Here is a 25,810-nt window from a genome sequence, read left to right as displayed (position 1 = left end):
ATGCAGAACCTGGTGCACGGTGACCGAGAATAAGAACGACGTCCTCATCGGTTACGTCACGAACCTTGTCTAACTGGACTGCAGGGTTCATCTGTTTGCGCCTGTTTGCGGCTACATTGGATGTACCTGGTCCATACTGTGGTGTGTATGCCATTTTCATTTCACCTCAAATTATTCTTTAATCGTTTTCATAACAGCTGAAATCACTTCTGCCAGATTTTCTCTTGTCGGCGTCTGGCCACGGGTAACCCCGCTTACAATCGCAACAACTTTTCCCTTAGTGCGAATATTTTTCTCATCAGGCATGACGTATGCCGTCTTTACTCCGACCTTTGCAAGGTCTTCATAGTCTACAGGCGCCTGGGAAACAAGAATCGCGTTGATTTCACAATGCTGAAGGATAAAGCGAACTTTCTCAACAACATGGGATCTTACGTTCCCGTGATGAAGTATCGCAACCCTGTGCTGTTCAATCTGTGAGATCTCTTTTGCATTGAGGCCGAAATAGGCCCCTAGAACTGAACCTGCGATTCCGGGAGCGTCCGCCGGCACTCCGCTTCCTGCATTGAGGACAAGAGTGCTTACGGAAAACTCAACTCCCTCTCTCCTGAGACCCGATGTGATATCGCATACGGGTTTGGTTACATGCCTCCTGCCGGGAGACATACCGACGACTATTATATCAGGGTAGCGGCACTCCGAAATAGTGCCTCTCTGGGCAAGGCCTCCGCCTTTTCCCATACCCATACTTTCGCGGCAGTCTACAACCTGTGTGACCCGGCCAATCGGCATATTTATTTCAAACCCTGTATGATAACCGGACCCTCTTTCTTACGCGGATCTACCAATCCCAGGATCATCTCATCCGCATTGGGGCCGTATTTTGCATAATCACTCGTGGTAGGCTCTGTCTTCATGAACTTTCCTTCCAGTACCTGGCAGGAAAATTTGCCTTCAAAGAATTCTGATGTGACCTTTCGGATCTCATCAATAACGGACCTTTCTTCAACCTCGAGTATGATAACCCCGACCTGAACTCTAAGCTCCGTCTCTGTATCCCCTATTTGTATAACCCTCCTGTTTGAATTGGCATTGGGTTTACCTCTTGCAGGACCGTAAGGTACGGTTTTCGGAAGAGAAGGTCCGTTTATTACGAACCTCCTGATCCCTTTTACCCTGACAATAAGGTTAAGGAATTTCTCGGCTGTTTCCGGAGAGAGCATCCTTATAGGGACTATTTTGCACTGGGGATAGTTTTTGTGGCTTTCCGTCATTTCAATCTGTCAATCTGGTTTATTCAGACTCCGTTTGCGATCTGCTGGATCGGCTTGTTGAACTCTGGGATCTGACCGTAGGTCTCTCCCATAACTGCTGATGTTCCCTCAGGTGTGAACATCTGTGTACCTGCATCAAGTGCACATGCAGCAACCACACACGGAATTGCACAGCCGTTTGCGTGGCGTGTAACTACGTGGTTTCCGTTGAAGATACCTGGACCGCCTCCACCATAGATCGAGTGGCTGAAGAACGAGAATCCGACTGCTGTTCCCATTACACGACCAAAGTCGGTTGACGGGAGACCGGTCTCGTGCTCAAGAAGGTCGTTGAAGTAGAGCAGTGTCGATGAAACTGCCTGTGCGAAACGTCCTGCACCACAGTTGACCATTGTTGCGGCCATTGTTCCTGCTGCTGCATATGCGTTCCACATCATCGGGTCCTTCGTGTCGTAGAACTGGAAGTATCCGCCCTTCTTTCCGGGGACGATTACCTTGTCCTCGATTGCCTTCTCAACAAGTGACTGTACTACTGTACCGACAGTTCCTGTCTTACCGTTCTCCTTAACGAGGTCATAGACCATGTTGTTTGCGTTAAGACCCTGGTATACATACTGGAGAAGCATGTGACGCTCGAACGGGCCGATTGCACCGCCCATCTCGAACTCTCCTGCAGTCTCAAGTGTGGATGCAAGTGCTGCACCCTGCATTGCATTCCTGCCGGTCATCATAACAAAGTGGTTGACACCAATGTTACGAAGAGCATATCCGAGACCCTCGTTGTTCTGTGGGTTGCTCAGGACTGATGTTACAAGTGCTCCTTCGGGGTCCATCGTGTGCGGATATCCACCGAATGTTGCCGCCTTTACGGTCGATGCATTGAATGCATCAATGTCGAACTGGTCGACGATTGCGTAGGTTGTTGCTGCTGCAACTGCTGTAAATGCTGCATCGTATGTAGATGCTGCTGCGAGACGGGCCTTTGGAGCCTCTACAAGAAGGAGGTTTCCACCCTTGTACTCGTTTATAACTGTTCCTTCGCCTTCAACATCGAGCATGTCTTTGATCTTTGCGACGATGGCGTCTTTGTTTGCCATAATCGGAAGGTCAAGTTCACGGCCCATGATCATTCCGCCTTTTCCAAGCTTTCCGGTCTTAAGTGCTGCCTCGATTCCACCAAGGTTAACTGCAATGCTCCTCTTGGTTAAGTCGATGAGCTTAAGTGTTGCCGGGTTTACAAGCGGACTGATAGCACCGAGGTTTACGTTGCTCTTCAGGACTTTTCCGTCATCTGAATAGAGATCAATTGTTTCGGAATATTTTGCCATTTATTTTCCTCCTATACCCTTTGTGCAATGCCTTACTTTCACTGAACTCTGACAGCGGATGCTGTCGCTATCGATGTTAATCACTACTGCACGTCCCCGCATGGGACAAAGGTACAATATCATATCTCAGAATATAAGCATTCCTAATAAAGACAAATATAATACTAATAAAATAGAAGGCAAATGTCGAATGAATTTCGACAAAAACCGCAATATTGATATTATTTGGCCGTTCGTAATACATGAAGAACTATTTAGTAATACTCTTTATGGCAATAATTGATGATAAATCGTGATCACATTGTGCGCCCTGAAAAAATCGATTCCCGGGATTTTTTAGGAAAAACAAATGGATCCCGGGAACAAAATTCACAGAACATAAGAAAAGGGGGATTATGCGAGCCGGATTTCCTGTCTTCTTCATGAGAAAATTAAGAAAAAAAGATACACGCATAACAACCCGACATTGTTTCAGGCAGATACCACTACCCGGATGGTTCGATCATTATTCAACCGGCATATCTACTGCAGGTATGAGACCTGGATTATCTCCCCGGGAATCAACAGAAAATAGAAAATATTAATCGTGCAGATCTGGTTATATGAAGATCATCCACATAACAGGAGAATCCCATCCCGAAAATAACACTGCTACTGCAGAATTTATTGAAAAACTTTCAGTTCTCAATCCGGGAAAAACCGGTGTTATCTGCAATTTTGGACCAGAAAAACCGCCGGAATCGAAATGTCTTGCTCCATATTCCGCAAAGGTTCATAATGCAGGGACGATCGTTGCAATAAAGGATGCAGATCTCTCAGGCACACTCGATCTTTTTTCCGATTCCGGGATCTTTTATGCGATAATCCTCGGATTTGAAGGATTAAATTACAAAAAGGCAATATTCGGGGATCTTGATGCTGAGAACTGCATCCTTAAAGATCCATCTGCGGATGAAATAATTGAAGCACTCGACAAATTTGACGATCATTACACCATGCAGGGTCTTGTAAAAGAGCTCAAGGAAGAAGTCGATATCCCTAGAACAGGGTGCTACCTCCACTTCAACGGAATTGTCAGGGAGATCACTGGAGAAGAGAGAACCGAATACATGGACTTTTCCGACTATGATTATATTGACAAGATAATTGCCGAAATCAGGAAGGATATGGAGAAGGTGCCCGGAATCCTCGGGGTCCGCTTCTACCACAGCAAGGGAAGATTGTATGCCGGCGATGACGTGACTTATATCGCTGTCGCAGCATCGCACAGGCAGGAGGCATTCAAAGCCGTGATGGATGCGATCGACAGGCTGAAGGCCGATCTTCACAATAAAAAATAAAGGAAATGAAATTATTCAAAAAAATAATAAATTTTCAGGCTTAAAAACTCAAATTAATAGTATTCATATTCTTTTACGTAAAGTGATCCCTTCCCCCTGTTTGCCACATCACCAGCGAAATGATGCATTATTTTTCCGTCAACGTTCGTCTCCCCTTCATCCCTGAATGTCGGGTGCATTGCATTCACTTTCCCGAAGAAATATGCAGTGCCGCCCTTCATGTTCCCGCAGGCTCTTCTGCATTCGCCGTAGACCTTCAGGATGCCGTCTCTCATATCGACACCTGTCATATCGCCGCAGTTTCCATGAATTATGATCTCCCCGCCTGCAAGGAATTCGCCACAGAAATCACCGGTATCTCCCATCACCTCGAGGACACCTCCACGCATTCCTCTCTTCTCTCCACGATATCCCGAACCGCAGTAATGGCCCGCATTCCCGTGACACAGAATCCTTCCGCCCCTCATTTCGCGGCCGAGCCACCCGTCCGCATCACCCATGATCTCGATTGTTCCGCTGCTCATGAAATTCCCGCAGTGCATTCCGATATCGCCTTCGACAGTGATCTTTCCTGCGGTCATATATTCGCCGATACGCTTTAATGTCCTGGTTTCGCCAGCAAGCACAAGTACGATATCGTCGGGGGAAGCGGCTTCGCCGGCAATTTCTATATCGAAGAAATCACAGAAGCTTTTCTCCTTGTTCCCCTCCCATACACTGAGGTCGCGGAATGATTCATCCATAAAATGCTCGGGGATTATTGATTCTGCTTCTACGGGAAGATTGGGATTTTTTCGTGGTTTTGGTGTAAGTTTTACAACTCTCATAACTATTCTCCGGGAATGGCAACTGCAGCTGCAGCATATATGTAGATCTAATTATTTTTTACCAGTTAATTAGAAAAAGGTTTCATTTCAAGCAACAATACGGCCATTAAAGTAAAAACCCTCTAACCTGCCGATGTTGAAACGATTATATCCCTGTCTTTCCATACTAATATCCAATGGGTGCAGAAGAAGAAGCCGCATTCTTCCTGACGGAGATTCATGAAAAATTCAGGAACAATGTAAATGAAATAAAAGATATTACTAAAACCCTCCAGGAACTTAAAAAGGATCTCAGGAATCTGAAATTCCTAGATGAAAAAGAGATCAAATCCGGAATCAGCGGGGTTGGCAGTTCACTGGATTTTCTGTCAAAAAGACTTGATGATGTAGCCGATTTCTTTGAATTCTATCTCGGCAACGAATCATCCGTCAATGTCGTTCTTCTCGAACGAGATGCGTACATGAAGATTAACCAGATACTCAGATGGAACAAGGTTGATGTGAGAGAGCTGAAGCGGTGGGTTGAAGAGCTTGATGAGATCGCCGGAAATCTTAAGAGAAATCCGCACGACCTCCTTAATTTCAGGAAACTCCCCACGATCGATATTCCGGATGCTGCGATAAAATACCCCGTATGGGCCATAGATAAATCGGGGTACTGCCTCGCAGGCTCGGATTACAGCGAGATAATCCATATAGACGAAGTCCTTGAAGAGATGGAATCAGGGAATGTTCCCTTCCCGGTTCATTCAGTGAGCACACGATAGGGACTGCTTCAGGATGAAAGTAATTCAGGTAGTAGGAAGGTCGAATTCCGGCAAAACCTATTTTATACACCGCCTTCTCGAAAGAATGACAGTAATGTTTCCGGGAAAGGTAGGAGTCATCAAGCACATGGGCCACCACATCTTTGAGCTCGCGGAAGGAAAGGATACGACTACGCATTACGAGCACGGTGCCGAATGCGTTGCAGGGGTGGACGCGGAAAAGACCGTTCTTACAGTAAGGGATGACGACCTTGACAGATCTCTTGAAATTCTCTGTGACCTGGGGATGAAGTATGCAATAATCGAGGGATTCAAGGAGTACGGATTCAAAAAGATCGTCAAGGGAGAGCTGGAATCCGGTGAATGCCTGCTCAGAGATCCTACAGTCGATGACGTAATCGAATCGCTCGATGCATTCGATGATTATTATACTCTTGGCGGGCTTGTCAAAGAACTGGAGGAGGATGAAAGAGCTCCTGCAGGTGCCTCAATTGTAACTTTCTCCGGTGTTTTAGAGAATATTCCTATGGATTACGGAAAGATCGCCGGGAAGATCGGGGAGCACGAAGGCATAATCTCCGTGAAAATATTAGTAAACAGAAAAAAAGTGATGATCGGTGTCGCCTCCGTCGACACACGGTCTGCCTGCAATGCAATAGACAGAGCAGTATCTGACCTGGGCGGCATGAAGAGCTGAAAGATCACGAAAATACGTGAACAGCCGCCGCCTTGAAGGTCAGGAAAACCGAATCTCCCTCTTTTATCCCGATATCGCTGAATCCTCTTCTCGTAAGAACAGTAACAAACGGGATTCCTGCGTCTACCCGGATCTCGACCATCGTTCCGTTATTGGTGATACTCTCTACAACACCTTCGAACGAATTCCTTGCAGGAGTCTTCAAAGGTTCTCTTGAGAGCATTATGTCTTCCGGCCGGACTGAGGCATAGACATTTCCCTCAATTCCCGTTGCGGTGGAAACAATTTCAAGACCATCAACTGTAATAACAGAACAGCCTGAACCGGATGTTATATCACCGCGGAATATGTTCTCCGTGCCCACGAACTCGGCAATGAACTTCGACTCGGGCTGCGAGAACACCTGGTCGGGGACACCGATCTGTATTATCTTTCCCTGGTTGAGGACCGCAACGCGATCCGCAAGGGAGAAGACCTCCTCGAAGTTGTGGGTGACATGGAGAACGGTAGTCTTAAACCTCGTATGAAGTCTCTTAAGCTCTTTCCTCAACCTTTCACGGGTTCTTACATCAAGTGCGCTGAGAGGTTCGTCGAGAAGAAGGACATGGGGCTCCATCACGATCGCCCGCGATATTGCAGTCCTCTGCTTCTCCCCGCCGCTTAGATTTATAACGGACCGGTGGAGGAGATGCGAGATCCCGAGGATCTCCGCAACCTCGGACACCTTTTTTTCAATCTCGTCTGCCGGTGTCTTCTTCACCGAGAGGCCGAAGGCGATGTTTTCATACACGGAAAGGTGCGGGAAGAGCATATAATCCTGGTAGACCATCGAGATGTTCCTGTCCTTCGGGTCGGCAAACGTGATATCCTCTCCGTTCAATTCTATGCTCCCTGAATCAGGTGGATATATCCCTGCAATCGTTTCGAGTACTATAGTCTTTCCGGCTCCGGTCGGTCCGAGGATGACCATGTATTCACCCTTATCAACACAGAGATTTATCTTCTCAAGGGAGAATTCACCCAGTTTAATAGAAATATCTTTTAATTCCAGCATAGGCTACACCGTTAGATCTGAGTGGTTCCCCCGTATCTTTCAAACACGTACAATGAGATGATTGCAATAATTATCAGGATGGTCGCGGCGGCCGTTGCCATATCGAGATCCCCTGTCGACATGTTCAAAAACACCGCAACAGGAAGCGACTCGGTTTTCATTCTCGTTGCACCTGCGACCATTAAAGCCGCTCCGAATTCTCCAATAGCCCTCGACCATGTAATCACGGTCCCTGCAAAAAACCCGTTCTTTGCCATCGGAAGTGTGACCTTTATAAATGCCTGAAGCTCACTGCACCCGAGGGTTCTCGCGACATATTCATACCTCGGGCTTACCGACTGGAATGTAGATCTGAGAATTCTCACCATAAAAGGGAGATTTACAAAGAACTGCGCCACGATTATCCCGAGAGGTGTGAATATGAATTCTATTCCAGCCGCTGCAAGACCTTTCCCGAGAGCCGTCTGCCCAAAGAGAAGAAGAAGGCCGACACCTGCCACAAGGGGAGGAAGTGCGAGCGGGAGATCGATTGACGTGTTGATTAGGTTCTTGAAGGGGAATTCATATCTTGCGAGTGCATAAGAAACCGGAATGGCAAAAAGTATGCAAAGCCCGGTCGAAGTCACAGATGTAACGATAGACAGGTAGATCGCAAACATCATCTCATCAGAGAATATCGATGAGACCAACGCCTCCGGCCCGGAATATGAAACAATCAGGAGGAGCACAACCAGTATGAAAGCAGTAACGAATACCCCGACGCCTATTGAAAACCTTTTGAGCCGGGAATGCCTGATATCACTCACTTATTCCACTCACCTTTCCGGGCAATAAAATCCTGAACCCTCCATTTACAGATATATACATAAATTTCCTCTTAATCTGTTATGCCGGTTATTCCTGCAGAAATATTGCCAAAAGAACAGATTCCTGAAAACACAAAAACTGCAGACTTCATAAATAAAAAAATTAGGGAGTGATGTCCGCATATTCCGAATTAGGATACACGATAAATCCGTATTCCTCGAATATGGCTTTGCCGCCTGAATCCGAGGCAACGAAATCTACGAACTTCTGGGCTGTCTCCGGTTGATCGGAGAATGTCAGAGTTCCAATCGGAATAATCTTTATCAGGTTCTGCGAACGCGGTATCTCAATTATCTCCATTGTTTCAGGATTGTAGAGATCCGACCAGATAATCGCTGCATCGGCATTGCCGAGAGTTATATCTGTTACAATCTCGTTTACTGTCGCCCTCTGGACAACGACATTATCCATTACCTCGTCAAGGATGCCGCTCTTGTTGAAAATGTTCTTTGCAATCGTTCCGAGAGCCATGCTGTCAGGTTCACCCATGGAGACCTTTACTCCCCCTTTCGTGAGATCTTCAAGCGACGTTATGTTTGCGGGATTTCCCAAAGGCACACCGATGACCGGGATATGATATGCCACAAGGGATTCATTCCCTACAATTCCCTTTTTCTTAGCATTATTAAACTCAAGTGTTGCTCCCGGCATGAAGACATCCCCCATCTGTGTAAGCTCCATCTGGGCAAGGAGCTGACCGCACCCTGCATAATTGTATGTTACCGGAATTCCCGTCTCTTCAGTAAACTTATCACCGATGATCTGCATCGGGGCTTTCATTCCTGCGCCGCAGTATACCAGCAGGCTCTCTTCGCCGGATGCATTGTCAGCCTGAACGGTGCCCGAATCGCCTGATCCGGTACATCCGCACAGTAATACGGAAAAAACCAGCAGAAGGCCGACTGTTGCAGCCAATAATTTTTTAACCATATGGTTCAGTTTTACTTTTGAGGCATATTAAACAATTTCATTTGATTCATTGATAGAAAAACAATTTTTCCTGATGATTTGAATGATGAGGAATTTATTTCCAATATCATTCAAACTTGGTTCTTTCCCGGTCTCTCAATTCTTTCGGGGTGGCATTCCACTCTTCGATATCGTCAAGGTGCTTTTCATCAACCCAGCCGCTCTTTACCTCATCGCGGTGATCGAACCTGTATACATACGGCTTGATGTCAAGCAGCGGTGTTCCGTCCAGGATATCGACCGAACCTATCTTCAGCCTGTTTCCCTTCACACCGAGGAGATCGACAATCGAGAAGCCGATCGGATTGGGCCTGTTGAAATGACGGATCGCAAAGATTCCCTTCGGGCTCTCACCGTCCAGGAAAGGCTCCTGGATCAGCTTCGGGCCTGTGGAGCGATCGAAATGGTACAACAGAATGAGATGTGAAAATTTGTCTATATCCTTCAGCCCTTTTTCATATTCGGGGTAGAGTTCTATCTCACCCACAGACGGATTGAATATCCCCTGGATCGGTGTATTCTCCTGCTCGGTGTGCTCGGAATGTATCACGCCTATCGGCCTGTAGACAATTTCCCTTCCTTTCCAGTAATTTACAGTATCTTCAGTTGCCATAAACATCACTTCATATATCTTCTGCTAAATCTTCCCGGAACCATAAATATGGTTATATCAGGTTGTAAAGACATTATTGCTAACTTTTAAGTCCTGTTAAATATTGAGAACTATGATAAGTAAAAACTTCTTTTTTTACATTGCAATCTTAATTTTGAGACCTTTAATTGAGAAGAAACCACAATCCAAAAAGAACATTTAAATACCAGAATTTCATACTGTCTGCTGAACAGAAAATTTCGAACGAATCAGGCACCCGGGATCCTTCGAATCATTTGCTTCGGAATACCTGATTCATTTTTTTTGTTGGAGGAATGAAAAATGGGACTAAAACATCCGAAAGGACCTAAACATAATGCAAAAGAGATAAGAATCGATCCGGTTTTCGCACAGGAAGGCTTCGAGAGTATTCCCAGGTGCACAATGCCCAAAAAGGAGATGAGCCCGGACCTAGCCTACCAGATTGTTCACGACGAACTGATGCTGGACGGAAATGCAAGGCTGAACCTCGCTACATTTGTCGGCACCTGGATGGAGCCCCAAGCACAGAAACTCGCGTCCGAGACATTCGACAAGAACATGATCGACAAGGACGAATACCCGCAGACCGCCGAACTCGAGATGCGGTGTGTAAGCATCCTCAGCCACCTCTGGAATTCACCAGATCCCGACAATTCGACCGGGTGCTCGACTACAGGATCGAGCGAGGCCGCTATGCTCGGGGGCCTTGCGATGAAGAGGAGATGGCAGCACAAGAGAAAGGCCGGAGGAAAACCTGTCGACAAACCCAACATCGTTATGGGGATCAATGTTCAGGTCTGCTGGGAGAAGTTTGCGAACTACTGGGACGTCGAGATGCGCCTCGTCCCGATGGAAGGAAACCGCTTCCACCTCTCGGCAGAGGAGGCCATAAAACTTTGCGACGAAAATACCATAGGAGTCATTGCAATACTTGGTTCCACATTCGACGGATCATATGAGCCGGTAAAGGAGATCTGTGATGCACTGGACAAGTTCCAGGAGAAAACAGGGATCGACATCCCCGTCCATGTCGATGCCGCGTCCGGCGGTATGATCGCACCATTCCTCGACCAGGACTTAATCTGGGACTTCCGCCTCCCGAGGGTCGCATCGATCAACACATCCGGGCACAAATACGGGCTTGTATACCCAGGTGTCGGGTGGGTCGTTTGGAGAGATGCAAAGATGCTCCCCGAAGACCTGATATTCTACGTCAACTACCTGGGATCGAACATGCCGACATTTGCTCTCAACTTCTCAAGACCCGGTTCGCAGATAATACTCCAGTACTACAACTTCCTCCGTCTCGGCTTTGACGGCTATACGAAAGTACAGGGTTATGCACGCGAGGTGGCCCTGTATCTCTCGAAAGAGATCGAAAAGCTCGGACCGTTCGAGCTTATTACAAGAGGCGATGAACTCCCCGTATTCGCGTTCAAACTCAAAGACAATGTGAAAAATTTCTCTGTCTTCGACGTATCGAACAAGATGCGGGAACGCGGGTGGCTCATCCCTGCATACACGTTCCCGGCTAACAGGACCGATCTCGCTGCACTTCGTATAGTGGTCAGGAGAGGCCTTTCACACGACCTGGCAGACCTTTTCCTCGACGATTTAAAGCGCCAGCTTCCGACACTTGAGAGCCAGCCGGAACCGGTTCACGACGAGAAGTCAGGGTCCGGATTCCATCACTGAAGAGGTCAGATCATGACAAATGAAGATAAGGCCGGACCGGCTGAAGTAAAACAGACAAAGACCATCAACTGGATAACGATGGCCCTCCTGACCACCGTCGCGGTCGCGAGCATACGCGGCCTTCCGGCGATGGCACCATACGGACTGGGCTCCATCATCCTCTATGTGATTCCCGCCGCCGTTTTTCTTATCCCTACGGCACTCGTGGCAGCCGAACTCGCGAGCGGATGGGAAGGCGGTATATTCGGCTGGGTCTATGCGGCATACGGCGGCAGGGCCGGCATGGTCGCCATATGGCAGCAGTGGATCCAGAATGTCGTCTGGTTCCCTGTACAGCTCGCCTTCTTCGCATCCGCACTTGCATATATCTTCAACCCCGGGCTGGCAGGAAGCGGGGTCTTCATCGGGGCCGTCATCATAGTTGTATACTGGATAGCTACTCTCCTGGCATTGAGAGGTGTTAAGACATTCTCGGAGATCGGAAGCAAAGGGCTCATTATAGGTACACTTATACCGGTACTTGCCCTTGTGGTCCTTGCAATAATATTCGTCGGGACCGGGGGACAGCCGCAGATGAGTGTCTCGGCCTCCGGTTTCATCCCCGCATGGGCGGGCTTTGCCGGAGTTGTCCTTATAATAAGCAATTTCCTGTCATTTGCAGGCATGGAGATGAACGCGGTCCATGTAACCGATATGCACGACCCCGGGAAGAACTTCCACAAATCGATCCTCCTGGCATCGATCCTTATACTTCTTATCTTCATCCCCGGAACGCTGGCTATTGCAACCTGCCTTCCTGCATCACAGATCGATCTGACAACAGGTGTATTCGTTGCATTTGAGACCCTTTTTGCTCATATAGGAATTACATGGGGAGCTACACTGATGGCAGTCCTCATCGTCATCGGCATACTTGCATCTGTCGTAACATGGATTCCCGGTCCAAGCAGGGGCCTGCTCCTCGTCGGAAAGGAAGGCTATCTTCCGCCATGGTTCCAGAAGACCAACAAGGCAGGAATGCAGGAGAACATAATGGCAGTACAGGGTCTGATCGTCACTGCACTCGCACTATTCTATGCACTCATACCTTCTGTCGGCGAAGCCTTCTGGATACTGTCGGCGATGGCGGTTCAGCTATATCTTATAATGTATGTAATGATGTTCCTGACTGCAATGCGCCTCCGTAAGACCGCACCGGATGTAAAACGCGGATTCCGTGTCCCTGCGATGAAGTTTGTAGCCTCGGTCGGTGTGATAGCGAGCGTTGCCGCATTCCTTATCGGCTTCATACAGCCAGCAGGAGAAAACCTGAATCCGTTTTTCTATGCAGGAATACTTCTCATAGGCATCATCATCCTGGGTTCGGGTCCGTTCATCCTGCATGAATTCAAAAAACCCGAATGGGATCTCAGGCCAAAAGGCAATAACGACTCAAAGCAGGAAAACTGAAGATACAATATCTTCTTCATTTTTTTAAGTTCAGGAACTGAATATTTCAGAATTCCATATCATAGCGGCCCAATGACAACGCATTTATACTAATCTCAGAAAAATGACGATATATATCAAAATAAGTTCACATAGCAGAGAAACGGTTTCCCACTTATGTCATATGACGGGAAGCCGGAACATAAAATTACATAGATAAACAGCAGGTGAGCTGAATTGAAAGATAATAGCGACAAAAACAAAACAGCACCAACTCCCCCAAAGGCAATCAACTGGATAACGATGGCCCTCCTGACCACCGTCGCGGTCGCAAGCATACGCGGCCTGCCGGCTATGGCTCCCTACGGGCTGGCATCAATTCTCCTTTACGTGATCCCTGCGGTTGTCTTCCTTGTTCCGACGGCCCTCGTGTCCGCAGAACTTGCAAGCGGCTGGGAAGGGGGAGTGTTCGGGTGGGTCAACGCAGCATACGGCGGAAACGCAGGAATGTTTGCCATATGGCAGCAGTGGGTACAGAACGTTGTGTGGTTTCCCGCCCAGCTCGCCTTCTTTGCTGCGGCCCTCGCTTATATATTCGATCCGGGGCTGGCAAACAACGGTTTGTTCGTGGGAATTGTCATAATTGCGGTCTACTGGATTGCCAACCACCTGGCATTAAGAGGCGTAGAGACGTTCTCGCAGGTTGGAAGCAAGGGGTTAATCGTAGGCACTCTGATTCCCGTCCTGGTACTCGTAGTACTGGCGGTCGTTTTCATATCGACCGGAGGAAAGTCATATATAACCGGGTCCGAGGCAAGTTTCATTCCTGTATGGGCAGGGTTTGCAAGTATAGTACTTATCATAAGCAACTTCCTCTCTTACGCCGGAATGGAGATGAACGCGGTGCACGTAACGGATATGCACAACCCGGAGAAGACATTCCCGAAAGCGATGCTTCTTGCCTGCATCCTTATTCTCCTGGTGTTCATTCCCGGAACCCTGGCAATATCGGTGTGTCTCCCTGCATCCGGCATCAACCTGACGACAGGTGTCCTCCAGGCATTCGATGTCATGTTCTCTTATGTCGGAATCGCGTGGGGAACGCACGTCATGGCAGCTCTAATCGTTATTGGAATTTTGGCATCTGTCGTTATCTGGATTCCCGGCCCGAGCAAAGGACTTCTCCTGGTCGGACAGGAGGGTTATCTCCCGCCGTGGTTCCAGAAGATCAACAAAAACGGAATGCAGGAGAATATATTGCTGGTACAGGGAATTGCCGTAACGGTTCTGGCATTGTTCTTTGCATTTATCCCCTCGGTGCAGGAGGCGTTCTGGATACTATCGGCAATGTGCGTCCAGCTATATCTCATCATGTACGTAATGATGTTCCTCTCCGCAATGCGGCTCAGGAAAACGGAGCCGGATAAAAAGAGAGGCTTCCGTGTCCCTGCGATGGGCGTTGTTGCGTCTCTCGGCCTCATTGCCAGCGTCCTTGCATTCGTCATCGGATTCTTCCAGCCTGCCGGGGCGAATTTGAATCCCCTTGTCTATGCAGGAATTCTCCTCGCAGGCATATTGCTTCTCGGAACATGGCCGCTGTTCATCAGCAGATACAAAAAATCCGGCTGGGACCTGAGGCAAAAAGATAAAACTGAGTCTGAGCAGAGCACTTAAAAATAATAATATTCTGAATATTTTCTTTTTATCCAGATTACAGCAGACAATTCAATCAGCTATAATCAGAATTCAGTTTTTCAATTATTGGATTATTCTTCGCTTTCCTGTAATACCGGAATCATAACTGCCGGCATCATCCAGAACCCGTATGAATTCTTCCGAGGATATTGCATCGATTAGCCTTAGAACTCTCTCGTCCTGCATGTGCTCCGCCCGTACTGCGAGTTCGTACTGTTCGACTGCAACAGGCTCGAATTCAAGGCCGTAGGTCTTCGCTATCGAATACGACGTAAGCGCCGCATCGCAGTTTCCGCCTGCAACGGCTATTGCAGCTGAGAGCGGGTTGTTTACGACCCGGAAATACCCGTTCACGGATTCGGGATCGATTGATCTTCCGGAAAAAAGCCTGTCAAGGACTATCCTGCACTCCGATCCTGCCGGCTGGTTGACTATGGATGAGCCGGGCAGTTCGTCGATTCCTATACCAGTCTTTGATGCGATGCCGAGAATAATTCCTGCAATGCCGGTCATGTGGATCTCTTCGCCCGGCATGTACTGCCTGATATATTCGGTATTATATCCTCCTTCGACCGAGAGTGCATGAAGAGCCGCCGCATGGCAGATGTCTTTTTTCATGGCGATAATCCCGCTGATATTTCCGGTATTGCCGTTATGCAGCCAGATCTCCTCTTCGCTCAGGATGTTCGAGAGCCAGCCTATCGGCGGTTCCATGATACCGGTCACGAGCAGAGACCTGTCGGCATGGCCGATGCTCCGGGTCATATTCACTATAACCCTCTCCCCTTCGGCATAGCCCTCTATCGGGGCAGGAAGCCTGAGGTAGGCATTTGATCGTATGGATGCCATCTGCACTCCCGCACCTCTCGACTGTTGCGACGCGATATAATGATCGCCGTGCTTCGCAACGGAAAGGAGGACGAACTCGTCATAACCTACATTTGAAGTAAGGTCGCCGGCAAGAGAGACCTCAAGTTTTTCCGAAGGCGGACCCCTGAAACCGAGAGTGTCAAGCAGGGGGCCGAGCACCTCCCTGAGTACAACCTGGGCCGATATCGGATAGCCCGGGAGGCCGATTACAGGTTTGCCTTCGATCTCCCCGAGGATCATCGGCTTGCCCGGCATCATCGCGATCCCGTGGAACACAAGTCTCCCCAGCTCCCCGATCGCTCCTGCCGTGAAATCCCTTGTTCCGGCGGACGACCCTGCGGAGACAATTATAATATCGTTTTCAAGAACCGCCTCAGAGATCACGTCCCTTATCATTTCGGGATCATCGGGTGTCGGGGGATAGCAGATCGTATCGACGTTCCGCTCTCCAAGCCACGCCGCCGCCATCGTGATATTGCTCTCGACGACCTGTCCGGGTCCCGGTTTCGTTCCGATCGGAACAAGTTCGCTGCCGGTTGGGATTAGGCCGGCCCTGAGCTTTTTAACCACCGGATCGGTTACCCCGTATGTCCCGAGCGCCCCGATATCAAACGGCCTGATCCTGTAGTTCTTCGGAACAATGAGCTCTCCCTGCTTTATGTCCTCGCCTGCAGCCCTGACATTCTGCCAGGGTCTTGCACTCTTCCGGATGGTAATCCCTTCGCCTTCCTCTTCGAACCACACATCCTCTATCATGACGACCGCATCGTATGTAAGCGGCACTGCGTTCCCCGTATTTACCCTGAGAAAATCCCTGACCGAAACCGGGTTTTGCTCGCTCGCCGCGAATGTATCGCTGCTCTTCAGTGCGACCCCGTCCATCGCGGAGACATTGGTCACAGGAACACTGTATCCCGCATATACGGGGGAGGCTGTAATTCTCCCCGCAGATTCTGCAAGAGGAACCGTCCCTGAGGATTTAAGGCCCCCGAAAAGTTCCAGCACCTTCTCAACAGCCTCATCGAGGGTTATCTGGGAGAGATATCTCTTTACCAAAGGAATACCTCCACTTCCTCACCGGCCTCAAAGCCCTCGCGGCCGGCCGGGATCTTAATTACGCCGTCGCTTTCCACGATCGTATTCAGGAGACCCGACTTCCCGAAAAGAGGCATGGCTTCGTCTTCTGCGACCAGTTTTACACGCACATACTCCTCGCGGCCCTTCTCCGAGGATATGTTTGTGACAAGCTTCGCCTTCCTGACGGATTTCATGGTATCTGAAAAACCGGCCATTGCTGCGAGGAGATGACGGACAATTACCGAGAGAACCATATATGTCGCGGCAGGGTGACCGGGAATTCCGATTACAGGCGTATCCCTAACCTTTGCGATAATCGTCGGCTTGCCCGGTGCAAGCATTACGCCGTGTGCAAGCACCTCGCCTTCTGCATAGAGAACACGGGCGGTAATATCACGTATATCCTTCGAACTCCCGCCGGATATCAGGATCAGATCGCACTTGTCCACGCCGCTCCGGATAAGGGAGATCATCTCCTCGTCATTATCCCTGACAATTCCCAGATGCAGCGGGATTCCCCCCTGTTTCCTGACGAACGCGGAACAGAGGTAGCTGTTTACATCCCTGACCTCTCCTATCTCCGGTTTTTTGTCGACAGGGACGATCTCGATTCCTGTAGAGATTATTCCTACGACCGGTTTCTTCATGACCGGCACTTCATAGTAGCCTATCGCAGCCAGGGCACCGAGATCGGATGCAGAAAGAACCTCACCTCTTCCGAAAACAACGCCGCCTTCAGGAAAATCTTCGCCTTTCTTTACAACGTTCTCACCGACTGCAACCGGCCGTTTGACAAGAATATCGCCGCCTACCTCATCGGTGTACTCGACCATTACGACTGCATCTGCTCCTTCAGGCATCTGGCCGCCGGTAGGGATATTGAAGCACTCCCCCCTTGAAAGCGACATTTTCTCCCCCGCACCCATATCGATCCTTCCCTTCAGTTTCAACATAGAAGGGATCGAATCGGTCGCATTTGTCGTATCTGCGGCAAAGACCGCATAGCCATCCTTCCATGACCGGTCAAAGCCCGGGATATCGATATCGGACATGACATCCTCTGAAAGAACCCTCCCGAGGGCATCATCGAGGAGAACCTTCTCCGGAGGCATCGCGGGTGCAATGGATTTTGCAAGATCTACTGCTTCGTCTACTCTAATCAGGCTCAAAAAAGACGATTTCATAATTAACCCTGAATTGTCCCAAAAAATGTTTATCTGAAGCAGCCGAGCTGGCATCCGCGGATCTTTATCTGGCTTGTATTGCAGTATTTACCAATATCTGCCAGAGGGATGCCATATTCTTTGTTTATCTCCATCGCCTGGGGGCATGTCATCACCTTCTCTATCCCCTTCTCACGGAATATTCCGGCGAGTCTGGCCTTATACTCATCATCCATATATGATCATTGCTTTACAATAAATTAGAGTTTACCTAATGTTATATACACAAAAAAAAGGATTATTTTTCAGCTATTTTATTCAGTATTTTCCTGATTTCCCGCAGTTCGTCAAGGATCTCTCCGGATGAAACCTGACCGGGACTCTCACTATCATCACCGCCCGTTGCTGCCGCGACCGCCCCCCTGCTCCTCACGAAGCCCATTATCATTTCGCGAAGAGGTTCGGGCTCCTCAATACCAGTTATCCTGATCTCCGCAACATTTTGCGCAGAGTACCCGGCAGTCTGGATCCTGAGATTCGATATTCCGAAAATTCTCATCAGGGGCCCCTGCACGATATCGACATTGGTAATCCTGTTGTACGGAACAATTCCAGTCTGCCTGAACCAGACCCCTCTCTTCCATGTCATCTCGGTTTCGTTCAGGTGATAGACGATCGATTTGTAATAAAGTGAATTCCATACTACAGTAACCAGGAGGGAGATAATCAACAGAGCAACGACTATAATATTCAGAAGAGTGTTCTCAAAAACAGGTATGATCCACGCAATACAAAGCCACAGGATAATTACTACCAGAGAGACCACGATAAGATTATATTTTTTAAACCGCGTCACCGGCTTAAAATCCTTAAATAGCTCTATCTCTGACATATGGATCTCTTTTGAATGGAGATTATATAAATGAGTACTCAGGAAAGATATTGAAAATTAAAAATCGGGTTTCGTCTCGATACAGTAATTCCTGTGCAGGTACTCCTCGCGGACAGGATAATTGCTCATCCTGACTGTATAATACCTCTCGAACTTCTTTATGAACTCCGGGTCACGGCTGATGTCATACTCCTCTGGAACCTCCGGTTTTACCCAGAACGTAGTATTACTCCCGTGAACAAGGCATGCGCCCTTCCTTGAGACCGGCCTTCCCCTTTTTATCGTATGCTCGGTACACGAAAGACCTGCTATCACCTTCTCATACTCGACCGTAGGATCGATCTCGTACGGTTTTAACGGGTATATGGCGATATCCGCATCTGCACCGACTCCAAGATGACCCTTTCCGAGATCTACTATTCCGAGAGCCTTCGCCTGCGCCGCCCGGGTCATTATCGCGATCTCGTTCCAGTCGAGTTCGCGGTCAAGAGTCTGAAGCAGAACACGTTTATAGATATCCGGATGAACGGTCTCCATCTCGAGATCACGGTACTTTTTGCTCATCAAAAGGGCGGCAATCTCGGGATACTTTACAAACGGAGCTCCGTTGGGGTTGTCGGTCGTAAGCATGCAGCGCCACGGGTCTTTCACCTGTAGGGCGAGTTCAAGCCCTATCGCCCACATTATTGAATTGACGAGATTCTTCCTGCTGTAAAATACCGGAATAACTCCTGACCCGGTCTCAAGCTCGACATCATGGTTGCTCCACTTGTTGTTGTAGAGACGGAAGAGATTAAACTCCATCGGACCGTCTGCCGTCATCGTGGTCGTCCTCCCGAACATCACCTGACCCATATCGATTGCAACCTGTGATTTTCTGTTCACCATCCACGCGACATCGTCTGACTTCGAGCAGAAATCATGCCAGGAAGATCCGCCGTAAGAATGGAACTGGACGTGCGTGAGGTAAAGGGTCTGCCTCTTGTCGTTTAAGTCCGGCGTCCTGTTCATCGTCTCAAGAGTGCACTTGTAGTTGCCCGGCTTTCCTAGGTTGTTGCAGTGAAGGTGGACCGAATGCGGTAGCTTCAGGAACTCGTTCGCCCGTATCATGTAGTCTATGATCTCTGCAGGCGTCACATCGAAATACGGTACCCTTTCATGGATACAGTTTACGTCCTTACCATATCCCCATGCCTCGGTCCCGCCGGGATTTGTAAGCTTTAACCCAAATCCTTTTGCCGCAGTCAGGTACCATGCTACGACGGCGGCGGTCTTCTTAAGGTCGCCGTCATGGATCGCCTCCATCGCCGACCAGTTGCCGTCGAAAAGCGTATTGGCCATCGTATCCTGGAGGGTTGTATGGGCGAACTCCTCGTGAGTGTGCCGGGCTTCGAACGGAGCCATCGCACCTTCGAGAACTGTCGTATACCCCATGGCACTGTAGCGGTAGGTATTCGCATAAACCGTCGGGACGCTGTATCCCGAGACAGGATGCATATTCCGGCGGGCACGCCCCCTTCCTGCACGCATATCCTCGGGGCTCATGTACCTGCCGAAGTTCACCTTCGTTCCGCAGATATGTGTATGGGAATCCACACCGCCCGGCATAGTCAGGTTTCCGCCCGCATCGATCACCTCGGCGGAGCTTCCGACAGACTCGACGATCTTTCCGTCCCTAACGGCGATATCCATTACCTCGCCGTATATATTGTTCAGGGGATCGATGACCCAGCCGTTTTTGATGAGATATTCGCTCATAATCCCTTCGCCTCCTTTATTATATTGTATATCCGGGTGAGAACATCGAGATCGTTAGGCATGGTGGGTTCAAGGACTTTTTTCACCCAGAGAGGCAGGGCGTCCAGGCGGTAGCCGGTCCCTTCGGCATCGATTCCGCATGCGGCAACAGGAATATGCACATTGGCGACTGCCGTGCTGAGTGCGACAAAGGGATCTATAACGACGCACGGGATCTCGGAAAGACGTTTGACACACTCTCTCGGGAAATGCGCCCCGGGATCACTGCCGATAATAATACACGCGTCGGCCTCCTTTCTCCTGAGAAGATCGACAGCCGAGGTTTCTCCGGGATTATAGAATGCAGTGCCACGCGAGTAATCGATTGCATACGGGTAACCGCCCAGATAAGCGAATGTCTGGTTTGTCCCGTATACGTTCCAGTGCCCCCTCATCGGAGTCAGCGTGAATTTGGTATGCCTCGAAAGCTCGTCGACGAGTTCTACTCCGTTTCGGACGTTTTTGTATTTCCCGGGCGATTCGGTCAGGCCTATCCCTGTGAAAAAAACTCCGAACTTGGCCTCAAGAAGCATGTCTACAACCCTGAAGAGCTGCTCCCGCTTTACACCGGCGACCATGGGGGGAATTACATCTCTCTTTCCCCTGACAATAGCCCTCAGGGCGGAGAACACCGCATAATCCCCACCCGGTTTTATCTGGATGAACTCATCGGCATTCTTCGCGACATCGGTCTCCCTGATGTCGACTACGATAAGTTTCCTCTCGCGGAAGGCGTTGTTCAGGAAGAAGCCGTCGGCGTATGTGGAATAACGGCTCATATGACGCGGGTGGGATTCTATCGGGTTCGATCCCCAGTATACTATGACATCGGCCCTGTTCTTGATCTGGCCAAGCGTACAGCCGGGATGCCCTACTTCCTGGATGGCCATTATGGACGGACCGTGGCAGATCGACGAGCAGTTGTCGATCACCGCACCGCACATCTCTGCGATCGATATCCCCATGCACTGGGCCTCGCCGTAAGTCCCCGAGAACCCGAAGAGAAGCGGCCTGTCGGCATCAAGGAGCATATTGGCGGTGTAGTCGATCGCCTCGTCATAGGAGATATTTTTCCAGCCGGAGCCCTCTCTCATTATAGGCTCTTTCAGCCTCCCCCGTGCAGTGAACTTGCCGTTGCTCAAACTGCACCCGTTATCGACGCCCGTAATCTGGTTGTCCTTAATCGTTATCCGGATGTCGTCGCAGAGGCAACCGCAAAGGGGGCAGACGACATCGTCGATTACACAGTCCCCGCAGGGAGACTTCGTCACGCAGACAGGATCTCCGATATCAAAACGGCAGCCGCCCTCATGCTCGAGAATCTCCCATGCCGTGAGAATTTCCTCATCTTCGCCGGCAGGGACAACGTCGACGTTCACCCATTTGTAATCCGGGGCACCTGTCCCGTGGGTCTTTGAATGCAGGATATAATTCGCATGCGGGCCGACGGGAATGAAAACCATCCCCTGTAAAATATCCGCACAGGATACTGCTTTAAAAATGGTTTCTCCCGCTTCGCTGGAAATTTTTACTTTCTGACCGTCGTCCACCCCGATCCCGAGGAGATCCAGGGGGTTGATATAGCATAAAGAAGTCTGGGCAGTATACTCAGGATGATCCTTATAATAAAGCTGTTCGCCCTGCCGTATCGTTCTGCCACTGGTCATCACTAATTTCAAAGGGCAACCTCCGACAAAGGCCCCGGAAAGCAGGTTAGAACCTTGTTCTTATCGTATAAAAGCTGTTCAGGAATGAATACGCGGGAATATAATCCGGAGTACATCAGTTAATCATCTGTCGGACATCAAACTGAATAAATGTTTCTTTTTTTACACAATCCCGCTTTATATCTCATAAATTTCATAAATCAACCATATCATCTGAACATTGAAACAAAAGAAAATAGATCTGTCAAACTTCGAGCACATCATATATATACCGGGGGACAAATCCAATTTGATCTTTAATCCGCCGCATTCAGGAATTTCCTTACGGCTGCTGTGTATTCCTCTTCTTTCTCCAGATGATTCTCGTGTGACGCATCTTCGATGATAAGAAGTTCCGGGTTACTTACAAGACTGCTGAAGTATTTCATTGAGCCGGGCGCCGCCTCATCATACTCCCCACAGATGAAAAGGACAGGCACATCTATTTCGGACAAATTTGGGGTCAGGTTAAACGATTTCAGGATTCCTGTACATGTGAACTCGCTCGGCCCCCACATATGCATATAAACAGGAATCGACATCTTTTCAAACGTTTTAACCAAAACAGGCGGCCATGGATCGAGCCTGCATAGATGAACCGAATAATAATAGTTCATCGCGTCCTGGTATTCCTTTGAATCATAATTCCCGGTCTCCTCCGTGTACCTGACATGCTCCTGTATCTCTTCAGGCATCTCCGACAGGTACGCCTTCTGGTCTGAGATCCATCTTCCCGTATCGAGAAGAGGGGAAGATAAGATCAGGCCCTTCACTCCTTTTGGATTTCCGTCGAGATAGTACGCAGCCGCAAGCCCGCCGCCCCACGACTGCCCGAGAATATGAACTTCGTCAAGCCCGAGAGCATTACGAACTTCGCCTAATTCTTTCACGTAGTTTTCAACTGTATAAATTGAAAGATCTTCAGGCTTGTCCGAGTTTCCGCAGCCGAGTTGATCATAGAATATCACCGGTCTTTCATCAGAGAGCACCGACAGGGATTCGAAATAGTCATGAGAAGCACCCGGCCCTCCGTGCAGCAGAAGGAGTGGTGTCTTTTTGCCGTCTGCTCCGACAATTCTGAACCAGATCCGCCCGTTTTCCGTCGAGATATACCCTTCCCGATTGTTGTCATCCATATTTGTAATATTTATCTTATCTCCATATTTAGATGACATAGTCGTACATAATGCCGCAAATAAAAACATCAACAATAAAATCAGGATTCACGTGATACATGGCACATGACTACCGATTTCCATGACACCAGCCATGGAACTATTCAAAAAAAAGATTTAATGGTTGCGTCTTTTGATCAAAACCGCAAGCCCGAGCCCTGCCATCAGTGCGAACAGCGGTGCCGGCGACTGGTTTGCATAGGCGGAAGTCCCTGTCGATGTTGCTGAACCCAGGGATGATGAGCCGGCCGGCTTTGCGTATTCCATTAATTCGGACAGGTCGTCATCGGTCAGGTCATAGTGATAGAACAACGAGTAATACTCCTTTACGCGGTCGTCGACGTTATAGTCGAATACATCAGGGTAGTAGAGGTTCCCGAGCCATATCATCGATAAAAGGCGGTTTACAGATGGCGGGCTTCCCATCCAGCTGTAAGGGCCGTATGGTGCTTCATAGACATTTCCGTCCTGGACCGCCCGGAGCGATTGCCAGTCGGCGCTGTTCATGATCGTGTCATAATATTCATGATCAGCATTATAGGCGACGATGATATAGTCGGGATTCATCTGGAGAATGTCCTCCATCGTATACTCGTCTCCCATGCCGCTTGATGTAACGGCTTCATTTGCGAGATTGTCGCTGATATAGTTGATTACCTCGCCATGATAGGAGTTCTCGCCCGAACCTATGAGATATACCGAATTCCCGTCGATACTGACGACGTAGATCATGCTCTTTTTGTTGTCGCCGATCTCGTTCATTCCCGAAGCAAACTCTGACAGAAGATCTGAGGTATATGTAGAAAGCTTCTCACACTGTTCTTCCTCGGAAAGGAGCTCACCCAGGGTAAGATACGATCCCGGAATGTCCGACAGGTTGTTCTGCGTTACAAATGCAAAATTTACACCTGTCTGCGCCTGTATCTTGTCAAGATCCTCTTTCATCGTGCTCTTCGCCTCACCGATATCAAGCACGAGATCAATTCCGAGCTGCTTGTTCATCTCCATGATCTCTTCAGGATTCATGGTAGATTTCGCCCCGTAGAACTGGCCAGTGACAGGCAGTGCGGCAACACGCGGATCTATATACTTCAGCTGTGCGTCGCTGTATTTACTCGAAATACTCACGAAGAGATCAGGATCGACTGAATAGAGCACAATCTGGGCCAGCGGACCGGATGGAGATACTGCAGTGATATTTACCGGGAGTATCAGCTCTCTTCCCACATCATCAACAAATGTCCTGGTCTCCTCTGCGGCAGCAATTCCGGAAAAGAACGCCAGGAAAACACACAGCACAATAAAAATATGATAACCAAAATGAGTTCTCATGAAAAAAGTGTTCATCCTTTTAACATATAATGCTTTATTTTTAGATTTTGTTAGGCTTTAAATGTTAACCTTGTCAACTTAAACAGGAATGGCAAAAAAAGACAGCTGTTCCGGTTTCAGCCGGAAAAAAAATTATTTCCTCCGGGCAATTCCAAACGCAGCCATGATTCCTGCAAAAATCCCGAATACGGAGAGTGGCGTTGCAACAGAATTAGGGTCCACAGGTGCTGAGGTATATACAGTCTGCCCCTTCTTATTGGTGTATTTGGTTTCATACAGGAGTTCGGCACCATCGGCTGAAAAGTCAACTCCCTTTTCTACTGCAAGGGTCAGACCTTGGGGAATCTCAAAGGTCTTTCCGGGAATAAGGGCGAAGTCCCGCGCCAGTACTGCATCCTTTTGTAGTTTATAAGCGGAGCCTTCACCGGCGAATACAACCGCTTCGTCTCCCGTGATCGAGGTTACATTTGAATTGAATACGTAGTTCTGGTTCTCCCCGCTCTCATCCTCATAGATCGTAGTTACAGAATTCCCCGAGAATACAACTTTTCCAAACCTGCTGTCGACACCGAAGTTTCTCGTTCCTCCGCCTGTGGCAGATACTTCTACCACTCCGCCGGAGATCAGGACGCCGCCTTCGCCATTATCGCCGTCACCATCTATTCCGAAACTGTTTGCACCTCCGGCAGCCGAAGCGGTTACGCTGCCGCCTGAGATGATTACTGACCCGATCGCGTAGAGAGCCTTGTTCTTATGGCTCGTGCTGCTGTCGGCAGTCGCGCTTACAGTTCCGCCGGAGATTGAGATCTGCCCCTCCGAAGAATAAATTCCACACGTGATATCCGTGCTCTCCCCTCCGGCCCTGACATCGATATTTCCACCCGTGATATCCACAGAAGATCCTTTAATACCGTATGTTGTTTTGCCGCTGCCGGAAACCGTGATTGTCAGGACATTCCCCGAATCGCTTTTTATTGTTATGGGACCTTCCGACTCTATCCCGGAGCAGTTTACAGCAGATATCGTGAAATCGTCCCTGACGATTATAACGGCCTCATCCGAACCGGTATGATTGATCCCGTTTTTGTACATCTCCTGCGTATCCTGGGACAGGATATATTCGGTCGCTGCACATGACGGGGCAATGCATACCCCGCAAAAAAACAATAATCCAAAGATAAAACTCAAGCCTGAGAAGTTAATCTGCATTTTTTCACCACAAT

24 protein-coding genes are annotated in these 25,810 nt (G+C 48.9%); 6 read left to right on the top strand and 18 right to left on the bottom strand.

Annotated elements, in window-relative coordinates; translation table 11 throughout:
• The 4 genes from mcrG to mcrB form a co-directional block, all read right to left on the bottom strand.
• Positions 1-154: coenzyme-B sulfoethylthiotransferase subunit gamma (gene mcrG, locus METPAY_RS15555; RefSeq protein ID WP_048152865.1), on the bottom strand; the 154-nt coding region annotated here is incomplete at its 3' end.
• 17 nt (positions 155-171) lie between these two features.
• Positions 172-792 carry a methyl-coenzyme M reductase I operon protein C gene (gene mcrC / locus METPAY_RS12180; protein ID WP_048152822.1) on the bottom strand — a complete coding sequence of 207 codons (621 nt, stop codon included), beginning with the start codon at positions 790-792 and terminating at the stop codon, positions 172-174.
• 2 nt (positions 793-794) lie between these two features.
• A complete protein-coding gene (gene mcrD / locus METPAY_RS12175) occupies positions 795-1,274 on the bottom strand; it encodes a methyl-coenzyme M reductase operon protein D (RefSeq protein WP_048152821.1) in 480 nt (159 codons plus the stop codon).
• A 23-nt stretch (positions 1,275-1,297) separates the two neighbouring features.
• Complete coding sequence (gene mcrB / locus METPAY_RS12170; protein WP_048152820.1) at positions 1,298-2,602, bottom strand: coenzyme-B sulfoethylthiotransferase subunit beta; 1,305 nt, start codon at positions 2,600-2,602, stop codon at positions 1,298-1,300.
• A gap of 602 nt (positions 2,603-3,204) precedes the next feature.
• Here mcrB and METPAY_RS12165 point away from each other — a divergent pair.
• On the top strand, positions 3,205-3,942 hold the full coding sequence (locus METPAY_RS12165) for a molybdenum cofactor biosynthesis protein MoaE (RefSeq protein ID WP_052418822.1): 738 nt from the start codon (positions 3,205-3,207) through the stop codon (positions 3,940-3,942).
• A gap of 53 nt (positions 3,943-3,995) precedes the next feature.
• On the opposite strand, the gene METPAY_RS12160 is transcribed toward METPAY_RS12165, so the two are convergent.
• On the bottom strand, positions 3,996-4,769 hold the full coding sequence (locus METPAY_RS12160; RefSeq protein WP_048152819.1) for a formylmethanofuran dehydrogenase subunit C: 774 nt from the start codon (positions 4,767-4,769) through the stop codon (positions 3,996-3,998).
• Between the two features lie 176 nt (positions 4,770-4,945).
• On the opposite strand from METPAY_RS12160, the gene METPAY_RS12155 reads away from it, so the two are divergent.
• Positions 4,946-5,536, top strand: a complete 591-nt coding sequence (locus METPAY_RS12155; RefSeq protein WP_048152818.1) for a hypothetical protein — start codon at positions 4,946-4,948, stop codon at positions 5,534-5,536.
• 13 nt (positions 5,537-5,549) lie between these two features.
• Positions 5,550-6,233 (top strand): molybdopterin-guanine dinucleotide biosynthesis protein B, encoded by a 684-nt coding sequence (locus METPAY_RS14780; protein ID WP_084600879.1) that lies wholly within the window; start codon positions 5,550-5,552, stop codon positions 6,231-6,233.
• Positions 6,234-6,237: 4 nt separating this feature from the next.
• Here METPAY_RS14780 and wtpC read toward each other — a convergent pair whose 3' ends face one another.
• From wtpC to tsaA, 4 genes are all read right to left on the bottom strand, one after another.
• Complete coding sequence (gene wtpC / locus METPAY_RS12145) at positions 6,238-7,287, bottom strand: tungstate ABC transporter ATP-binding protein WtpC (RefSeq protein ID WP_048152817.1); 1,050 nt, start codon at positions 7,285-7,287, stop codon at positions 6,238-6,240.
• Positions 7,288-7,298: 11 nt separating this feature from the next.
• A complete protein-coding gene (locus tag METPAY_RS12140) occupies positions 7,299-8,093 on the bottom strand; it encodes an ABC transporter permease (RefSeq protein WP_048152816.1) in 795 nt (264 codons plus the stop codon).
• Positions 8,094-8,256: 163 nt separating this feature from the next.
• Positions 8,257-9,084, bottom strand: a complete 828-nt coding sequence (gene modA, locus METPAY_RS12135; protein WP_048152815.1) for a molybdate ABC transporter substrate-binding protein — start codon at positions 9,082-9,084, stop codon at positions 8,257-8,259.
• Positions 9,085-9,190: 106 nt separating this feature from the next.
• Positions 9,191-9,736, bottom strand: coding sequence for a tRNA (N6-threonylcarbamoyladenosine(37)-N6)-methyltransferase TrmO (tsaA, locus tag METPAY_RS12130; protein ID WP_048152814.1), 546 nt, complete (start codon positions 9,734-9,736; stop codon positions 9,191-9,193).
• A 321-nt stretch (positions 9,737-10,057) separates the two neighbouring features.
• Here tsaA and METPAY_RS12125 point away from each other — a divergent pair, with 321 nt between their 5' ends.
• The 3 genes from METPAY_RS12125 to METPAY_RS12115 all read left to right on the top strand — a co-directional run bounded on the left by METPAY_RS12125 (position 10,058) and on the right by METPAY_RS12115 (position 14,554).
• A complete protein-coding gene (locus tag METPAY_RS12125) occupies positions 10,058-11,452 on the top strand; it encodes a glutamate decarboxylase (RefSeq protein WP_048152813.1) in 1,395 nt (464 codons plus the stop codon).
• Positions 11,453-11,464: 12 nt separating this feature from the next.
• On the top strand, positions 11,465-12,901 hold the full coding sequence (locus tag METPAY_RS12120; RefSeq protein WP_084600877.1) for an APC family permease: 1,437 nt from the start codon (positions 11,465-11,467) through the stop codon (positions 12,899-12,901).
• A gap of 216 nt (positions 12,902-13,117) precedes the next feature.
• Positions 13,118-14,554 carry an APC family permease gene (locus tag METPAY_RS12115; RefSeq protein ID WP_211251538.1) on the top strand — a complete coding sequence of 479 codons (1,437 nt, stop codon included), beginning with the start codon at positions 13,118-13,120 and terminating at the stop codon, positions 14,552-14,554.
• Positions 14,555-14,638: 84 nt separating this feature from the next.
• Here the strand turns inward: METPAY_RS12115 and METPAY_RS12110 are convergent, their stop codons facing one another.
• From METPAY_RS12110 to METPAY_RS12070, 9 genes are all read right to left on the bottom strand, one after another.
• On the bottom strand, positions 14,639-16,501 hold the full coding sequence (locus METPAY_RS12110; protein WP_048152812.1) for a substrate-binding domain-containing protein: 1,863 nt from the start codon (positions 16,499-16,501) through the stop codon (positions 14,639-14,641).
• Positions 16,495-17,706, bottom strand: coding sequence for a molybdopterin molybdotransferase MoeA (locus tag METPAY_RS12105; RefSeq protein WP_048152811.1), 1,212 nt, complete (start codon positions 17,704-17,706; stop codon positions 16,495-16,497). The genes METPAY_RS12110 and METPAY_RS12105 overlap by 7 nt, the downstream gene beginning before the upstream one ends.
• Positions 17,707-17,735: 29 nt before the next feature.
• Entirely contained in the window at positions 17,736-17,921 is a 186-nt protein-coding gene (locus METPAY_RS12100) for a hypothetical protein (protein WP_013330356.1), read from the bottom strand.
• A 62-nt stretch (positions 17,922-17,983) separates the two neighbouring features.
• The gene (locus tag METPAY_RS12095; protein ID WP_048152810.1) at positions 17,984-18,577 is read right to left on the bottom strand and encodes a PH domain-containing protein; all 594 of its coding nucleotides are present in this window, start codon (positions 18,575-18,577) and stop codon (positions 17,984-17,986) included.
• A gap of 57 nt (positions 18,578-18,634) precedes the next feature.
• Positions 18,635-20,335: a formylmethanofuran dehydrogenase subunit A gene (locus METPAY_RS12090; RefSeq protein ID WP_048152809.1), complete on the bottom strand. Its 1,701-nt coding sequence runs from the start codon at positions 20,333-20,335 to the stop codon at positions 18,635-18,637.
• A complete protein-coding gene (locus METPAY_RS12085) occupies positions 20,332-22,044 on the bottom strand; it encodes a formylmethanofuran dehydrogenase subunit B (protein ID WP_306413937.1) in 1,713 nt (570 codons plus the stop codon). Before METPAY_RS12085 ends, METPAY_RS12090 begins: the two co-directional genes overlap by 4 nt.
• Before the next feature lie 293 nt (positions 22,045-22,337).
• Positions 22,338-23,216: a proline iminopeptidase-family hydrolase gene (locus METPAY_RS12080; RefSeq protein WP_048152859.1), complete on the bottom strand. Its 879-nt coding sequence runs from the start codon at positions 23,214-23,216 to the stop codon at positions 22,338-22,340.
• Between the two features lie 156 nt (positions 23,217-23,372).
• Positions 23,373-24,587, bottom strand: coding sequence for an ABC transporter substrate-binding protein (locus METPAY_RS12075; RefSeq protein WP_211251537.1), 1,215 nt, complete (start codon positions 24,585-24,587; stop codon positions 23,373-23,375).
• A gap of 132 nt (positions 24,588-24,719) precedes the next feature.
• Positions 24,720-25,796, bottom strand: coding sequence for a hypothetical protein (locus tag METPAY_RS12070; protein WP_157199081.1), 1,077 nt, complete (start codon positions 25,794-25,796; stop codon positions 24,720-24,722).
• Positions 25,797-25,810: the final 14 nt, after the last annotated feature.

It is taken from the genome of Methanolacinia paynteri (genome assembly GCF_000784355.1).
Classification (GTDB): domain Archaea; phylum Halobacteriota; class Methanomicrobia; order Methanomicrobiales; family Methanomicrobiaceae; genus Methanolacinia; species Methanolacinia paynteri.
This window is presented reverse-complemented; position numbering and strand designations above follow the sequence as displayed.

Bases quoted from the DNA above. Each gene is read 5' to 3' on its own strand.
- METPAY_RS12095 (WP_048152810.1), bottom strand. From the start codon at position 18,577: ATGTCAGAGATAGAGCTATTTAAGGATTTTAAGCCGGTGACGCGGTTT.
- wtpC (WP_048152817.1), bottom strand. From the start codon at position 7,287: ATGCTGGAATTAAAAGATATTTCTATTAAACTGGGTGAATTCTCCCTT.
- mcrC (WP_048152822.1), bottom strand. From the start codon at position 792: ATGCCGATTGGCCGGGTCACACAGGTTGTAGACTGCCGCGAAAGTATG.
- METPAY_RS12080 (WP_048152859.1), bottom strand. From the start codon at position 23,216: ATGGATGACAACAATCGGGAAGGGTATATCTCGACGGAAAACGGGCGG.
- METPAY_RS12090 (WP_048152809.1), bottom strand. From the start codon at position 20,335: ATGAGCGAATATCTCATCAAAAACGGCTGGGTCATCGATCCCCTGAAC.
- METPAY_RS12075 (WP_211251537.1), bottom strand. From the start codon at position 24,587: ATGAGAACTCATTTTGGTTATCATATTTTTATTGTGCTGTGTGTTTTC.
- METPAY_RS12160 (WP_048152819.1), bottom strand. From the start codon at position 4,769: ATGAGAGTTGTAAAACTTACACCAAAACCACGAAAAAATCCCAATCTT.
- tsaA (WP_048152814.1), bottom strand. From the start codon at position 9,736: ATGGCAACTGAAGATACTGTAAATTACTGGAAAGGAAGGGAAATTGTC.
- METPAY_RS12155 (WP_048152818.1), top strand. From the start codon at position 4,946: ATGGGTGCAGAAGAAGAAGCCGCATTCTTCCTGACGGAGATTCATGAA.
- METPAY_RS12105 (WP_048152811.1), bottom strand. From the start codon at position 17,706: ATGAAATCGTCTTTTTTGAGCCTGATTAGAGTAGACGAAGCAGTAGAT.
- METPAY_RS12120 (WP_084600877.1), top strand. From the start codon at position 11,465: ATGACAAATGAAGATAAGGCCGGACCGGCTGAAGTAAAACAGACAAAG.
- mcrD (WP_048152821.1), bottom strand. From the start codon at position 1,274: ATGACGGAAAGCCACAAAAACTATCCCCAGTGCAAAATAGTCCCTATA.
- METPAY_RS14780 (WP_084600879.1), top strand. From the start codon at position 5,550: ATGAAAGTAATTCAGGTAGTAGGAAGGTCGAATTCCGGCAAAACCTAT.
- modA (WP_048152815.1), bottom strand. From the start codon at position 9,084: ATGGTTAAAAAATTATTGGCTGCAACAGTCGGCCTTCTGCTGGTTTTT.
- METPAY_RS12070 (WP_157199081.1), bottom strand. From the start codon at position 25,796: ATGCAGATTAACTTCTCAGGCTTGAGTTTTATCTTTGGATTATTGTTT.
- METPAY_RS12100 (WP_013330356.1), bottom strand. From the start codon at position 17,921: ATGGATGATGAGTATAAGGCCAGACTCGCCGGAATATTCCGTGAGAAG.
- mcrB (WP_048152820.1), bottom strand. From the start codon at position 2,602: ATGGCAAAATATTCCGAAACAATTGATCTCTATTCAGATGACGGAAAA.
- METPAY_RS12165 (WP_052418822.1), top strand. From the start codon at position 3,205: ATGAAGATCATCCACATAACAGGAGAATCCCATCCCGAAAATAACACT.
- METPAY_RS12125 (WP_048152813.1), top strand. From the start codon at position 10,058: ATGGGACTAAAACATCCGAAAGGACCTAAACATAATGCAAAAGAGATA.